The 14037-nt window shown below is 60.3% G+C and carries 15 protein-coding genes; 14 read left to right on the top strand and 1 reads right to left on the bottom strand.

The window, feature by feature from the left end:
• Positions 1–89: 89 nt before the first annotated feature.
• From flhD to cheY, 14 genes are all read left to right on the top strand, one after another.
• Positions 90–407 carry a flagellar transcriptional regulator FlhD gene (gene flhD / locus ACQ4WZ_RS13695; protein WP_034758381.1) on the top strand — a complete coding sequence of 106 codons (318 nt, stop codon included), beginning with the start codon at positions 90–92 and terminating at the stop codon, positions 405–407.
• 39 nt (positions 408–446) lie between these two features.
• Positions 447–1001, top strand: coding sequence for a flagellar transcriptional regulator FlhC (gene flhC, locus ACQ4WZ_RS13690; RefSeq protein WP_101480493.1), 555 nt, complete (start codon positions 447–449; stop codon positions 999–1001).
• Between the two features lie 65 nt (positions 1002–1066).
• A complete protein-coding gene (locus ACQ4WZ_RS13685) occupies positions 1067–1873 on the top strand; it encodes an SAM-dependent methyltransferase (RefSeq protein ID WP_436573665.1) in 807 nt (268 codons plus the stop codon).
• A gap of 219 nt (positions 1874–2092) precedes the next feature.
• Complete coding sequence (gene motA, locus ACQ4WZ_RS13680; RefSeq protein WP_077401985.1) at positions 2093–2953, top strand: flagellar motor stator protein MotA; 861 nt, start codon at positions 2093–2095, stop codon at positions 2951–2953.
• 58 nt (positions 2954–3011) lie between these two features.
• Positions 3012–3989 carry a flagellar motor protein MotB gene (gene motB / locus ACQ4WZ_RS13675; protein WP_101480495.1) on the top strand — a complete coding sequence of 326 codons (978 nt, stop codon included), beginning with the start codon at positions 3012–3014 and terminating at the stop codon, positions 3987–3989.
• Positions 3990–4035: 46 nt separating this feature from the next.
• Positions 4036–4584: a chemotaxis protein gene (locus ACQ4WZ_RS13670; RefSeq protein WP_101480496.1), complete on the top strand. Its 549-nt coding sequence runs from the start codon at positions 4036–4038 to the stop codon at positions 4582–4584.
• A gap of 83 nt (positions 4585–4667) precedes the next feature.
• Entirely contained in the window at positions 4668–5033 is a 366-nt protein-coding gene (locus tag ACQ4WZ_RS13665) for a response regulator (protein WP_034758362.1), read from the top strand.
• A gap of 43 nt (positions 5034–5076) precedes the next feature.
• Complete coding sequence (gene cheA / locus ACQ4WZ_RS13660) at positions 5077–7278, top strand: chemotaxis protein CheA (protein ID WP_436573664.1); 2202 nt, start codon at positions 5077–5079, stop codon at positions 7276–7278.
• Positions 7279–7309: 31 nt separating this feature from the next.
• A complete protein-coding gene (locus ACQ4WZ_RS13655; RefSeq protein ID WP_071078260.1) occupies positions 7310–7816 on the top strand; it encodes a chemotaxis protein CheW in 507 nt (168 codons plus the stop codon).
• A 195-nt stretch (positions 7817–8011) separates the two neighbouring features.
• Positions 8012–9724, top strand: coding sequence for a methyl-accepting chemotaxis protein (locus ACQ4WZ_RS13650; protein ID WP_436573663.1), 1713 nt, complete (start codon positions 8012–8014; stop codon positions 9722–9724).
• Positions 9725–9794: 70 nt separating this feature from the next.
• A complete protein-coding gene (locus tag ACQ4WZ_RS13645) occupies positions 9795–10667 on the top strand; it encodes a CheR family methyltransferase (protein ID WP_070278818.1) in 873 nt (290 codons plus the stop codon).
• A 9-nt stretch (positions 10668–10676) separates the two neighbouring features.
• The gene (cheD, locus tag ACQ4WZ_RS13640; protein ID WP_071078257.1) at positions 10677–11285 is read left to right on the top strand and encodes a chemoreceptor glutamine deamidase CheD; all 609 of its coding nucleotides are present in this window, start codon (positions 10677–10679) and stop codon (positions 11283–11285) included.
• Positions 11286–11451: 166 nt separating this feature from the next.
• The gene (locus ACQ4WZ_RS13635) at positions 11452–12522 is read left to right on the top strand and encodes a protein-glutamate methylesterase/protein-glutamine glutaminase (protein ID WP_101480500.1); all 1071 of its coding nucleotides are present in this window, start codon (positions 11452–11454) and stop codon (positions 12520–12522) included.
• A gap of 147 nt (positions 12523–12669) precedes the next feature.
• Positions 12670–13068, top strand: coding sequence for a chemotaxis response regulator CheY (cheY, locus tag ACQ4WZ_RS13630; protein WP_010396677.1), 399 nt, complete (start codon positions 12670–12672; stop codon positions 13066–13068).
• 77 nt (positions 13069–13145) lie between these two features.
• Here cheY and ACQ4WZ_RS13625 read toward each other — a convergent pair whose 3' ends face one another.
• Positions 13146–13898 (bottom strand): glucose 1-dehydrogenase, encoded by a 753-nt coding sequence (locus ACQ4WZ_RS13625; RefSeq protein ID WP_436573662.1) that lies wholly within the window; start codon positions 13896–13898, stop codon positions 13146–13148.
• Positions 13899–14037: the final 139 nt, after the last annotated feature.

Here is a 14037-nt window from a genome sequence, read left to right as displayed (position 1 = left end):
CCTCTGTTGCATTTGATGTTGCTCCTGCAGAATGTATCTCACTGGCAACATACAACGCCAGCTGAATTCAACGGATTGAGGAGATGGAAATGACTGCTAACGACATGATGGCTGAGATTCGCGACGCTAACCTGAGCTACCTGATGCTGGCCCAGCAAATGATTCGTGCGGACAAGGTAACGGCCATCTTCCGTTTGGGCATCGCCGCCGAAATCGCCGAATTGATTGAAGGCATGAGCAATGCGCAGATCCTGAAGCTCGCTGGCGGCAACATGATGCTGGCCCGCTTCCGCTTCGACGACAGCGCCATCCTGGGTATGTTGACGAACTATAATAAAGACCGCTCGCTGGCCCAGTCGCATGCCGCTATCCTGATGGCCGGCCAGGGCGTCGAAGAAATCGCCTAAGTTTTTAGATTAGTACTCGTCAGTCCCGGAGCAGTCAGCATGGCCAAGAAAAGTGTCGTATCGGAAGCGCAAGAAATCCAGCTGGCCATCGAGTTGATACAGCTGGGCGCACGCCTGCAACTGCTGGAGACGGAAGTCTCGCTGTCGCGCGAACGCCTGCTGAACCTGTACAAGGAATTGAAAGGCGTCTCGCCGCCCAAGGGTATGCTGCCCTTTTCCACCGACTGGTTCCTCACCTGGCAGCCGAATATCCATTCCTCGCTGTTCATCAATATCCACAAATTCCTTGTCGACCACGCTGGCGCCACCGGTATCGAAGCCGTGATGAAGGCGTATAAACTGTATCTGGAGCAGATGCCGCCCGAAGCCGGTGAAGAGCCGCTGCTCTCGCTGACGCGGGCTTGGACACTGGTGCGCTTTTTCAGCAGCAAAATGCTGGACATGGCACCCTGCGGCAAGTGTGGCGGCAAGTTTGTCGTCAACTGCCTCGACCTGAATTCCGATTATGTCTGCGGCCTGTGCCATATGCCTTCGCGTGCCGGCAAGACCAAGAAGGCGCGCGATGAAGCGGCCGCTGTTGCCCACCGAGCATAAGCACCTGAGATTGCTCCGCATCGTACCAGCCGGAGCCGGTCGCCAGACCGGGCTCCGGCTTTTTCATGCTGCTTTCGCTTACACTGGCGTTTTCCTCCGACGACTGTCCCATGCTGCAACAAATCCTGCGTGCGCCCGCGCTCAAGGCCATCCTGATCCAGGTGCTGGCTTTTCCTTTGATGTTGCTATTGGTCTATTGCCTGGCGCGCGCAGGGGTGGTCATGTCATTGCCAGTCGTGGCCTTGCTGCAAGGTGTGCTGGCGGCCCTCATTACCTGGCGCGCTGGCCTGGCGCGCTGGTGGTGTGCCATCGGCCTGCTGTTTGCGCCCGCGCTGCTGGCGGCCAGCCTGCTGCACTGGCCCCCGGCCGTGTTCCTGGCGGCCTTTGTTTTCCTGCTGAGCCTGTATTGGTCCACGTTTCGCACCCAAGTGCCGTTCTATCCGTCAGGGCCGCGCGTGTGGCATGCGGTCGCCGAGTTGATCGCGGACCGTCCCGGCGTGCGTCTGGTCGATATAGGTAGCGGCCTGGGCGGCCTGGTGCTGGACCTCGCGCAACGCCGTCCCGATGGGCAGTTTTCCGGCATCGAGCTGGCGCCGCTGCCGTGGCTGGCAAGCCGCCTGCGCGCGCGGCTGTCGGGAAGTCGCGCGCGCTTCATGCGCGGCGACTACGAAGCGCTCGATTTCAGCCGCTACGATGCGGTCTTTGCCTACCTGTCGCCGGCGGCGATGGCGGCTCTGTGGGGCAAGGCGGAAAGGGAAATGTTGCCCGGTAGCATGCTTCTTAGTTACGAATTTCAGATTGCGGCACGCGAACCCGATAAGACCATCGCCGCCACAGAGGGTGGCCCTTTGCTTTACATATGGTGCTTTTAAGCAATTGTCTGCGTTATTTGCTTGCCCGGAGGGCAATCTCACGTTATTGTAGTTCCACACGGCATTTTCTCGGAATTGCGTTGAAAAGCAGGGCATTTCAATTAACTTCCGGTTACTTTTTTTGCCGCTGTCTTCGTCGGCGGCGCAGCCGCCAGAGGGCAGGAACAGGTTTGAACATGCCGGGCACACAGCCCCGGCCATTATTGGGAGTCAGGGCACTTGTTAGTCATAATCGGATACATCATCGTCTGCGCCTCGGTCTTTGGCGGCTTTGCGCTGGCCGGCGGCCATCTGGCGGCGCTGTTCCAGCCGCTGGAGTTGCTGATGATCGGCGGCGCCGCCCTGGGCGCCTTCCTTGTTGGTAACAATAACAAGGCGATCAAGGCGACGATCGCCGCCTTGCCCAGCCTGTTCAAAGGCTCCCGCTATACCAAAGAGCTGTACATGGAACTGATGTCGCTGCTGTTCGAAGTGCTCAGCAAGGTGCGCAAGGAAGGCTTGATGTCGATCGAAGGCGATATCGACAAGCCCGAAGAAAGTCCTTTGTTTTCCAAGTATCCGGCCGTGCTGGCCGATCACCACATCGTCGAATTCATGACCGATTACCTGCGCCTGATGGTATCGGGCAATATGGATGCCTTCCAGATCGAAAACTTGATGGACAACGAAATCGAGACGCACCATCACGAAGGCGCTGTGCCAGCCCACGTGATTGCCAAGGTGGGCGATGGCTTGCCCGCTTTCGGTATCGTCGCCGCCGTCATGGGCGTGGTGCACACGATGGAATCGGTGGGCATACCCCCAGCCGAGCTTGGCATGCTGATCGCGCACGCGCTGGTCGGCACCTTCCTCGGCATCTTGCTGGCCTATGGTTTCGTGGGCCCACTGGCCAGCCTGCTGGAGCAGAAGCTGGAAGAGTCGAGCAAGATGTTTCAGTGCGTGAAAGTAACCCTGCTGGCCAGCCTGAACGGTTATGCGCCGGCGCTGGCCGTGGAGTTCGGCCGCAAGGTCCTGTTCTCGACCGAGCGCCCGACGTTCAACGAGCTGGAAGACCACATCAAGAAATCGAAAACGAAGTAAGCAGTGAACATACGCCTGAACACCATGAGTCATTTGCAGCACACGGAAGGGGGACGCCATGGCCGATGAAGGCATGCGCCCGATTATTGTCAAGCGCATCAAGAAAACGGCCGGTGGGCACCATGGCGGGGCGTGGAAAATCGCCTACGCCGACTTTGTCACGGCCATGATGGCCTTCTTCCTGCTGATGTGGCTGCTTGGCTCCACTTCGAAGGGCGACTTGAACGGCATATCGGAATTTTTCAAGACACCCCTGAAAGTGGCGATGGCGGGCGGCTCCGGCAGCGGCGAGAGCAATTCCGTGATCCAGGGCGGCGGCCAGGACCTGTCGCGCCAGGATGGGCAAGTGCGCAAGGCGCAGGAAGAGCAGCAGCGCAAGTCGTTCGACCTCAATTCCGCCAAGGCCGCGCTCGAACGCGAGGAAGGCAAGCGCCTGCAGGCGCTCAAGGCGCGCATCGAAGCGACCATCGATGCCAATCCCCTGCTGAAAAAATACAAGAACCAGTTGCTGCTCGATATCACCAGCGAAGGCTTGCGCATCCAGATCGTCGACGAGCAGAACCGTCCGATGTTTGCGCTCGCCAATGCGAATCTGCAACCGTACACCAAGGAAATTCTGCATGCCATTGGCTCCGTGCTCAATGAAGTGCCGAACCGCATCGGCCTGTCCGGGCATACGGATTCGACGCCCTACATGAGCGATGCCGGCTACAGCAACTGGGAATTGTCGGCCGACCGCGCGAATGCGTCGCGGCGCGAACTGGTGATTGGCGGCATGAAGGAAGAGAAAGTATTGCGCGTGGTGGGACTGGGCTCGGCCGCCCACCTGGACAAGCTTGACCCCTTCAACCCGATCAACCGGCGCATCAGCATCATCGTCATGAACAAACGCACGGAAGAAAATGTCCTGCGCGATGGATCGGCGATAGAGCTGCCGGTGACCGATGCCGCTTCCGCTGCTGTCGCTTCGGGGCTGGCGGCCGGTGCGCCGCCTGCGGCGGCACCAGCTCCCGGCCCGGCAGCGGCGAAAAAATAACACGCATGGATGTCAACGCGTGGTGTATTGAAACAATGAGACCTTTATGACAAGAAAGAAAATACTTGGCTCGCATGTAAAGCGCCTGCTGTCTGGCGTATCGGACCATGGCCGCAAGCACTTGACGGAGGTGGAAACCGACCTGGTGCAGACCGGCATCTTGCTGGAAGAGGCGATCGAGAAGCTGTCCTTCAATTTCATGGCGATACACGCAGCCGTCGCTGCGCAGCAAGATACCATCGCCATGCTGCTCGAAGGCGGTATTCCGGCCGAGCAGCAGCGGGAAAAACTGCTGGCATTGCAGGACGAAGTTGGGGGGTACGTGAATGCCGCCATCACCAGCCTGCAGTTCCAGGACATGACCAGTCAGCTGATCGAGCGCACCTTGAAGCGCGTGACGGGCTTGCGCGAGTTCCTCGGTACCTTGGGCTCGCATGGCGCGGAGATGTTGCCGGAAAGCGACAATGAAGAAATTGTCGCTTTGCTGGGGCGTGTCAGCATGGCGCTGGCGATTCAAAGCCTGGAGTTGCGCAGCGTGCTGCGCAAGGCTGTCAGTCAGCAGCATTTGGAAAGTGGCGACATCGAGCTGTTCTAGCATGCCAGTGCGGAACACTTGCGGTTGCATGGATTGATTAATCAAATACTCGGGCAGGATGTCCGGAATAAGTGGGAGCAAAGATGGCCAAAACGATACTTGCAGTGGACGATTCCAGCTCATTGCGCCAGATGGTGGCGTTCAGTCTGAAAGCCGCCGGTTACCAGGTGGTGGAGGCCGTCGACGGCCAGGACGGACTGGAAAAAGCCAAGCTGCAAACCGTGGACCTGGTATTGACGGACCAGAACATGCCGCGCATGGATGGCCTGGAGCTGATCAAGTTGCTGCGAGAACTGCCGACGTACCAGAAGGTGCCCATTCTGATGCTGACGACGGAGTCGTCGGACGAAATGAAGTCGAAAGGACGTGCTGCCGGCGCCAATGGCTGGCTGGTCAAGCCCTTCGATCCGCAACGCCTGATCGAAGTGGTCAAGAAGGTAATCGGCTGATGCCAGCCGCGCAGCGCAACGATGCAAATGACGGAGTCACCCTATGACCATCGATATTAGCCAGTTTTTTCAGGTCTTTTTCGATGAGGCCGAAGAACTGCTGGCTGAAAAAGAACGGCTGTTGCTGGCCGTCGATATTGCGGCGCCCGACGCCGAAGACCTGAATGCCATTTTCCGCACGGCCCATTCGATCAAGGGCGGCGCATCGACGTTCGGCCTGAGTGACATGAGCGAGGTGACGCACATCCTCGAGTCGCTGCTCGACCGCATCCGCCAGGGCCAGATGGCCCTGACGGCGGAACACGTCGACGCTTTTCTGGCCGCCAAGGACATCCTCAAGATGCAGCTCGACGGCCATCGTCTTGGCAGCGCCGTCGACCAGGATGCCGTGGCCAATGTGCGCATGATGCTGCAGTCGTTCTCGCAGGACGTGCCCGTGGCCGCGCTCACGCCCGTCGCGCCAGCCTTCCATACGGCGGAAAAAGCAGCCGTCAGCCACGCCGGTGGCCAGCGCTACCGCCTGGAGCTGCCGAAGATGGAGGAGCGCGAAGTCGAGGCACTGGCGGCCGAGCTGGGCTTGCTGGGCGACGTCGCCATGTCCACCCTGGCCGACGCACGCAAGGTGCTGGAAGTGACGACGCATGAAAGCCTGGACGATATCCTGGCCATCTGCTCGTTCGTGCTCAATCCCGACGACATGGTGATCACGCAGGCACCGCCATTGGCGCCAGGCGAAGCCGAAGCGGCCCGCGCGGCGCAGGAAAAGGCCCAGGGCTATGGTTTCTTCGACCCGCTGCCAGGGGCGCCTGCCGCTCAGGGCGCGGCGGATCCCGGCTATGGCTTCTTCCAGCCGCTCGAGGATATCCGCGCCGCCGCCGGTGTGCAGAGCGAGGCCGAACAGGGCTACGGTTTTTTCCAGCCTTTGGCCCAGATCCGTGCCGATGCCGCCAAGGCGGGCAACGCCGGCGCTGCCGCCGTGCCGGCCGTGGCGAGCGCCGCGACCGAGGTAGAGCAGGAAAAGAAACCGGCCAAGAAAGAGGGCGACAAGGCTGGTGCCGAATCGTCGTCGATCCGCGTCTCGATCGAAAAAGTCGACCAGCTGATCAACCTGGTGGGCGAACTGGTGATCACGCAGGCGATGATCGAGCAGCGCGCCAGCGCGCTCGACCCGATGCTGCATGAAAAACTGCTCGACAGCGTCAGCCACCTGACGCGCAATACGCGCGACTTGCAGGAAGCGGTGATGTCTATCCGCATGATGCCGATGGATTTCGTCTTTTCGCGCTTCCCGCGCATGGTGCGCGACCTGGCGACCAAGTTGGGCAAGAAGGTCGACTTCATCACCAATGGCGCCGCCACGGAACTGGACAAAGGTCTCATCGAACGCATCGTCGATCCGCTGACGCACCTGGTGCGCAACAGCATCGACCACGGTGTGGAAATGCCGGCCGCCCGCGTGGCCGCCGGCAAGACCGAGGCCGGCCGTTTGTTCCTCTCGGCCAGCCACCAGGGCGGCAACATCATCATCGAAGTATCCGATGATGGCGCGGGACTGAACCGCGAGCGCATCCTGGCCAAGGCGCAGCAGCAGGGACTGGACGTGTCCGAGACGATGAGCGACGCCGACGTGTGGCAGCTGATATTCGCGCCCGGCTTTTCCACTGCCGAAGCGGTCACCGACGTGTCGGGCCGCGGCGTGGGCATGGATGTCGTCAAGCGCAATATCAGCGCCATGGGCGGCGTGGTCGACATTCGTTCGGCGAAGGGTTTTGGTACGACGATTTCCATCTCGCTGCCGCTGACCCTTGCCATCCTGGACGGCATGTCGATCCGTGTCGGCGATGAAGTGTATATTTTACCGTTGGGCTTTGTCATCGAATCACTGCAGCCAGCCGTTGAGGATATCAAGGACATCAGTGGCAAGGGGCAAGTGGTGAAAGTACGCGGCGAATACCTGCCGTTGATCCCCCTGTACCAGATGTTCGACATCGCACCGCGCTTTACCAGTCCATCGGAAGGCATCTGCGTGATTCTCGAGACGGAAGGGCGCAAGGCAGCCCTGTTTGTCGACGACCTGGTGGGACAGCAGCAGGTCGTGGTGAAAAACCTCGAATCGAATTACCGCAAGGTGGTCGGCATTTCCGGCGCCACCATCCTGGGCGATGGCGGCGTGTCGCTGATTCTTGATGTCGCCGCCCTGATCCGCTCCTCTCGCCAGCTAGCCGACGAGTCCATTTTTTCGTAATACCGATAGATAAAAGATAGGAAAACGCACCATGTCAGATACTCAACAAACATCCGGAAGCAATACGGGCGACGGCAAGGACATCGCCGGACGTGAATTCCTGGCCTTCACCCTGGGCTCCGAAGAGTACGGCATCGATATCCTGAAGGTCCAGGAAATCCGTGGTTACGAAGCGGTCACCCGCATCGCCAACGCGCCTGAATTCATCAAGGGCGTGATCAACCTGCGCGGCATCATCATTCCCGTGGTCGACATGCGCATCAAGTTCAACCTGGGCACGCCCGTATACGACCAGTTCACGGTGGTGATCATCCTGAACATCGGCGGACGCATCGTCGGCATGGTGGTCGACAGCGTTTCCGACGTGACCACCCTGACGCCGGAGCAAGTGAAACCGGCGCCGGAAATGGGCACCGCCTTCTCGACCGACTACATGATTGGCCTGGGTACCATCGACGAGCGCATGCTGATCCTGGTCGACATCGACAAGCTGATGTCGAGCAGCGAGATGGGCCTGATCGACAAGCTGGCGGCGTAAGCAGCCGCATGGCAGCAAGGCGGCGCCAGGTGCGCCGCCGTTTTGGCACGCAAAGAATCACTACAGATATGCATGTACCGGCGCGAGCAGCATCTAGAGGCGCGCCGGCAGGCTGCAAGGTCCGACAGAGACCAGGCCACAACACGGCGCCGTCCGGTTGAACGGGCGCCGTTCACATAAATATTGGAGACTGTAATGAGTTTGCGCGATTTCAAGATAGGCACCCGGCTGGGGATAGGTTTTGGCAGCATCCTCGCCATCCTGGTGGTGGTGATCGTTTCGGCGAATGCACTGAATTATCGTAACAAGGCCCAGTTGCTCACGGGCCTGGAGCTGGCAAGCGAAAAAAATACGCAGGCGTCGTTGATGAAAAGCGCGATGCTGGAAACCGGTATCGCCATGCGCAATATCGGCCTGCAGGGCGATGTTGGCCTGATGCAGGTGGAGGAGGGCAAGGTGCGCGAGCAGCGCAAGCTGTATGACGGCGCACGCGGCAAGCTGTCCAGCCTGGGCCTGTCCGATGGTGAGAAGACGCTGCTGGCCAATATCGCCAAGGTCGACGGCGAAGTCGATGCCGCCTTCAAGGAGGCGATGGGGCAGGTGCTGGCGTTTAACAGCGAGGGCGCGGCCAAGGTGATTGCCACCCGCATCGACCCTTTGAACAAGACGACCCTGGCCGATATCAACAAGCTGCTCGCCTTGCAGCATGTGGCCCAGCAAAGCTTCATGGACGACTCGCTGGCGGCTGACGCGCGCCTGATGACGGTACTGTTCATCCTGGGTGGGGCGGCGGTGGTGATCGGCGCCTGGTGCGCCATCTTCATCACGCGCTCGATCACGGTGCCCTTGTCCGGTGCCCTGGCGGTGGCGCAGAAGGTGGCAGCGGGCGAGCTGACATCGCACGTGGTGGTCGAGGGCAAGGATGAAACGAGCGCGCTGCAGCAGGCGCTCAAGGACATGAACGAAAGCCTGGTACAGACGGTCAGCGACGTGCGCAATGGGACGGACACCATCACCGTGGCGTCGCGCGAGATCGCCAGCGGCAATGCGGACCTGTCGGCGCGCACGGAAACGCAGGCCAGTTCGCTCGAAGAAACGGCGTCGTCGATGGAAGAGCTGACGTCGACCGTGAAGCAGAACGCGGACAACGCGCGTCAGGCCAACCAGCTGGCCGTGTCGGCATCGTCGGTGGCGGAGCAGGGCGGCAAGGTGGTGGCGCAAGTGGTCGATACCATGGGTTCCATCAAGGACAGTTCGCGCAAGATTGTCGATATTATCGGCGTCATTGACGGCATTGCGTTCCAGACGAATATCCTGGCGCTGAATGCGGCCGTCGAGGCGGCGCGTGCAGGCGAGCAGGGACGTGGCTTTGCGGTGGTGGCGTCCGAAGTGCGCAATCTTGCCCAAAGATCCGCTGGCGCAGCCAAAGAGATCAAGGGACTGATCGGCGACTCGGTCGACAAGGTCGATGCCGGTAGCCGCCTGGTGGACGAGGCGGGGCAGACCATGGGTCTGATCGTCACGTCGATCCGGCAGGTGGCCGACATCATGGGCGAGATTACGGCGGCAACGCAGGAACAGAGCCATGGCATCGAGGAAGTGAACCAGGCCATCGCGCAGATGGACCAGATGACGCAGCAGAATGCGGCGCTGGTCGAGGAAGCGGCGGCCGCCGCCGAAAGCATGCAGGACCAGGCGCAGAAACTGGCCGACGCCGTCAGCATCTTCAAGCTGGGCGGCGAGAGCGCGGCGCTGGCGTCCATGCCGGCGCCCGTGAAGGCGGTGGCACGGCCGGCACCGAGTGTGGCGGCAAATACACGGCGGGTGGCAAAGGCGGCGCAGGCCGGCACGCCACCGCCTGCGAAAAAGCTGGCGGCGGCCGGCGGCGACGATTGGGAAGAGTTCTGACGCCAACCCGGTCCCGCTAGTTATACTTGCAAAGGCATTGGTCAGAGTAGTCATAGAGAGGTAAAAACAAATGCCGCAAACTAAAACGGATTCGGTCAAGGAATTTGATTTCACTGGCAAGGACTTCGAGCGGGTCCGCGCCATGATTTACAAGCGGGCCGGCATCGCGCTGGCCGACAGCAAGCAGGAGATGGTCTACAGCCGCCTGGCCAGGCGCCTGCGGGCGACCGGCATCTCCTCGTTCGTCCGCTACCTGGACGACCTGGAAGCGGGCCGCATGGGCGACGAGTGGGAAGCGTTCACGAATGCGCTGACGACCAACCTGACGTCGTTTTTCCGCGAGGCGCATCACTTCCCGTTGCTGGCCGAGCATGTGAAAAAACTGAGCGGGCCGATCACCATCTGGTGTTCGGCCAGTTCCACCGGCGAGGAGCCATACTCGATCGCCATGACGGTGTGCGAGGCGTTCAATACGCTCACGCCGCCGGTCACCATCATCGCCACAGATATCGACACGAATGTGCTGGCTACGGCCGCCAATGGCGTCTACAACCTGGACCGGCTCGACAAGATGCCGGCCGACCGTGCGCGGCGCTTTTTCTTGCGCGGCAAGGGTGATCGCGAGGGGCAGGTGCGGGTGCGCCCGGAACTGCGCCAGATGATCACCTTCAAGCCGCTCAACCTGCTGGCCGACAGCTGGCCCCTGACGGGACAGTTCGACGTCATCTTCTGCCGTAACGTGATGATTTATTTTGACAAGGCGACGCAGCGCAAGATTCTGTCGCGCTTTGTGCCGTTGATGAAGTCCGATGCCCTGCTGTTTGCGGGCCACTCGGAGAATTTTCTGTACGTGTCGGATTCATTGAAGCTGCGCGGTAAAACAGTCTATGAGCTCGACCAGCCGCGGGGCGCCGCACCCAAGGCATCGTCGCATCGTACATGAGAGTGAAATATGAGCCTGGAATCCAAAGAGCAATTTGCCACTAACGTCTATTACGACAGGACGTTCAATTGTGACGCCGCCAAGATCTTGCCTGGTGAGTATTACTTTACCAACAAGGACATGCTGATCGTCACCGTGCTCGGCTCCTGCGTCTCGGCCTGCATCCGTGATCGTGTCACCGGTCTGGGCGGCATGAACCATTTCATGCTGCCCGACGGCGGCAGCGATCCGAATAGCCCGATTTCAGCGTCGATGCGCTATGGCACCTACGCCATGGAGATATTGATCAACGATCTGCTGAAGGCCGGTGCGCGGCGCGAGAACATGGAAGCGAAAGTATTTGGCGGCGGCGCCGTGCTGCGCGGCTTCACGGCGATTAACGTCGGCGAACGCAATGCGGCCTTCGTTATCAATTACCTGAAGGCGGAAAAGATGCGCGTGGTGGCCGAGGACTTGAATGACATCCACCCGCGCAAGGTGTATTTTTTCCCCCGCAGCGGCAAGGTGCTGGTGAAAAAGCTGATGCAGACGCATAACGATACCTTGGTGCGCCGCGAACTCGATTACGCAAGCCGTCTCAAGGTTGCGCCCGTGGGTGGCGAGATCGAGCTGTTCTAGTAACACCAGGCCCAACCTGCTGCGCGTCGTGCTTTGCGGCCTGCGATGCTCACCGTGCTTCAGCACGGTTGCGCTTCTTGGCCACAAATCACTGCCGCTCGCTACGGTTGTGTCTGGCGTTTTTACCGATTAAGAATAAGGGCCGCAAGGTCTGGAAGGGTATTGTATGAAGATCAAAGTATTGATCGTGGATGATTCGGCGCTGATCCGCAGCGTCATGACGGAAATCGTGAATAGCCAGCCCGACATGGAAGTGGTGGGGGCGGCGCCCGATCCTTTGGTGGCGCGCGAGATGATCAAGCAGACCAACCCCGATGTGCTGACCCTGGACGTCGAGATGCCGAAGATGGATGGCCTCGATTTCCTGGAAAAACTCATGCGTTTGCGTCCGATGCCGGTGCTGATGGTGTCGTCGCTGACCGAGCGCGGTTCGGAAATCACCATGCGCGCGCTGGAGCTGGGCGCTGTCGATTTTGTCACCAAGCCAAAGATTTCCATCCAGAGCGGCATGCGCGAGTACACCGACATGATTGCCGACAAGATCCGTGCCGCCGCGAAGGCGCGCATCCGCGCGCGCACCCTGCCGTCGGCCGGCGACAGGGTCGCCGCACCGTTGCCTGCGCTGCGCAGCCCCTTGACGTCGAGCGAAAAGCTGATCATCGTGGGTGCCTCCACGGGCGGCACGGAAGCGATCCGCGAATTCCTCATGCAGATGCCGTCCGATTGCCCCGGCATCCTGATCACGCAGCACATGCCGGAAGGCTTTACGCGTTCGTTTGCGCGCCGCCTCGATTCGCTGTGCAAGATCTCGGTGCAGGAAGCTGCAGGCGGCGAACGCGTGCTACCCGGCCACGCCTACATCGCGCCCGGTCATTCGCACCTGACCTTGACGCGTAGTGGCGCCAATTACATGACCAAGATCGACCAGGGTGAACCGGTCAACCGTCACCGCCCCTCGGTCGACGTGTTGTTCCGTTCGGCCGCGCAATCGGCCGGCAAAAATGCCGTCGGCGTGATCCTGACCGGCATGGGCAAGGATGGCGCACAAGGCATGTTGGAGATGAAGGCCGCAGGAGCGTATAATTTTGCGCAGGATGAAGCCAGTTGCGTGGTGTTCGGCATGCCGCGCGAGGCGATCGCCATCGGTGCTACGCATGAGGTCGGCGCTCTGACGGCGCTGCCCGGCATGGTGCTGGGACACCTGGCTGCGCATGGCATGCGTGCTTTGCGCGTGTAAGCCACGTTTTATATGATCTGGGGCAAGTTTGTTCGCCTAAAAGCAACGAAAATGCTATCCTACAGCTTGCTGCCGTAGTGTCGACCATAATGTCGGCATTCATGTCGATATTATTAACAAACCGCTACAGAAACAACGGAGTTATTCATGGCTGATCCAAAGATGAAATTTTTAGTCGTTGACGATTTTTCGACGATGCGCCGCATTGTCCGGAATCTGTTGAAGGAACTGGGTTATGCCAACGTCGATGAGGCGGAAGACGGCGTGATGGGCCTGGCCAAGCTGCGCGCGGAATCCTACGATTTCGTCGTCTCGGACTGGAACATGCCTAACATGGACGGCCTGACGATGCTGCAGCATATCCGCGCCGATCCCGCACTGGCCAAGTTGCCCGTGCTGATGGTGACCGCCGAGGCGAAAAAAGAGAACATCATCGCCGCCGCGCAAGCTGGTGCCAGCGGTTATGTTGTCAAGCCGTTCACGGCCGCAACCCTCGATGAAAAGCTGAACAAGATTTTCGAGAAGCTGGAAAAAGCCGGCGCCTGATCACGGTTTGAACCGCTTCAGAAAAAACGCTGCCAGTGCGAACTGGCAGCGTTTTTTTTCGTCGGCCTGCACCTTGCTTACACCAGGCCGCCGTTGGCGCGCAGGGTCTGGCCATTGACCCAGCGGCCGTCGGGGCCAGCCAGGAAGGCGACGGCGGCGGCGATGTCGTCCGGCGTGCCCAGGCGTTCCAGGGGGGCCATCTTGCTCATGCGCTGTATCGCTTCTGTCGTCTTGCCGTTCAAGAACAGGGCCGTGGCCGTGGGGCCGGGGGCGATGGCATTGACGGTGATGTTCTTGCCGCGCAATTCCTTGGCGAAGATGGTCGTCATCGTCTCGATGGCGGCCTTGCTGGCGCCGTAGATAGAATAGCCGGGCAGGGCCAGGCCAATCACGCTGCTCGAGAAGTTGATGACGCTGCCGCCGTGGCGCAAGCACGTCGCCGCCTGGCGCATGGTGTTGAAGCTGCCCTTGACGTTGACGGCGAACAGGCTGTCGAAGGTGGCGTCATCCGTGTCTGCCAGGGCAGGCAGCGCGGGTGGCATGATGCCGGCGTTGTTGACCAGCACGTCAACGCCGCCGAAGGCCGCTTCAGCCGCGGCGAACAGCGCCTGCACCTCGTCCGCATTGGCCACGTTGGCCTTGACCGCGATGGCGCTGCCGCCGTCGGCAAGAATGGTTGCCACCAGCTCGTCTGCCGCCTCCTTGCCGCTCGCGTAATTGACGACGACCTGCATGCCGTCGCGCGCCAGGCGGCGGGCGATGGCCGCGCCGATGCCGCGCGAGGCGCCCGTGACGATGGCGACCTTGGCCGGGGTGGATGCTGTATTCATGGTGTTTCTCCTGTCGTGGTGGCAAGCCTGTGGAAAGTCGTTGCGAGCCCGTATGGCGATTGTGATCTTTATTGTTGTGTGGATAAAGATGGCTGGAATAGTTTAAGTGTGCAATCCAGATTAACAATCCTGTTCAATC

The organism is Janthinobacterium darwini (genome assembly GCF_051380905.1).
Lineage (GTDB): Bacteria > Pseudomonadota > Gammaproteobacteria > Burkholderiales > Burkholderiaceae_D > Janthinobacterium.
The sequence above is the reverse complement of the archived record's forward strand: the minus strand, read 5'-3'. Positions and strand labels throughout refer to the sequence as shown.

Excerpts from the sequence above, each read along its gene's own strand:
- flhD (WP_034758381.1), top strand. The coding sequence starts at position 90 with ATGACTGCTAACGACATGATGGCTGAGATTCGCGACGCTAACCTGAGC.
- flhC (WP_101480493.1), top strand. The coding sequence starts at position 447 with ATGGCCAAGAAAAGTGTCGTATCGGAAGCGCAAGAAATCCAGCTGGCC.
- ACQ4WZ_RS13685 (WP_436573665.1), top strand. The coding sequence starts at position 1,067 with ATGCTGCTTTCGCTTACACTGGCGTTTTCCTCCGACGACTGTCCCATG.
- motB (WP_101480495.1), top strand. The coding sequence starts at position 3,012 with ATGGCCGATGAAGGCATGCGCCCGATTATTGTCAAGCGCATCAAGAAA.
- ACQ4WZ_RS13670 (WP_101480496.1), top strand. The coding sequence starts at position 4,036 with ATGACAAGAAAGAAAATACTTGGCTCGCATGTAAAGCGCCTGCTGTCT.
- ACQ4WZ_RS13665 (WP_034758362.1), top strand. The coding sequence starts at position 4,668 with ATGGCCAAAACGATACTTGCAGTGGACGATTCCAGCTCATTGCGCCAG.
- cheA (WP_436573664.1), top strand. The coding sequence starts at position 5,077 with ATGACCATCGATATTAGCCAGTTTTTTCAGGTCTTTTTCGATGAGGCC.
- ACQ4WZ_RS13655 (WP_071078260.1), top strand. The coding sequence starts at position 7,310 with ATGTCAGATACTCAACAAACATCCGGAAGCAATACGGGCGACGGCAAG.
- ACQ4WZ_RS13650 (WP_436573663.1), top strand. The coding sequence starts at position 8,012 with ATGAGTTTGCGCGATTTCAAGATAGGCACCCGGCTGGGGATAGGTTTT.
- ACQ4WZ_RS13645 (WP_070278818.1), top strand. The coding sequence starts at position 9,795 with ATGCCGCAAACTAAAACGGATTCGGTCAAGGAATTTGATTTCACTGGC.
- cheD (WP_071078257.1), top strand. The coding sequence starts at position 10,677 with ATGAGCCTGGAATCCAAAGAGCAATTTGCCACTAACGTCTATTACGAC.
- ACQ4WZ_RS13635 (WP_101480500.1), top strand. The coding sequence starts at position 11,452 with ATGAAGATCAAAGTATTGATCGTGGATGATTCGGCGCTGATCCGCAGC.
- cheY (WP_010396677.1), top strand. The coding sequence starts at position 12,670 with ATGGCTGATCCAAAGATGAAATTTTTAGTCGTTGACGATTTTTCGACG.
- ACQ4WZ_RS13625 (WP_436573662.1), bottom strand. The coding sequence starts at position 13,898 with ATGAATACAGCATCCACCCCGGCCAAGGTCGCCATCGTCACGGGCGCC.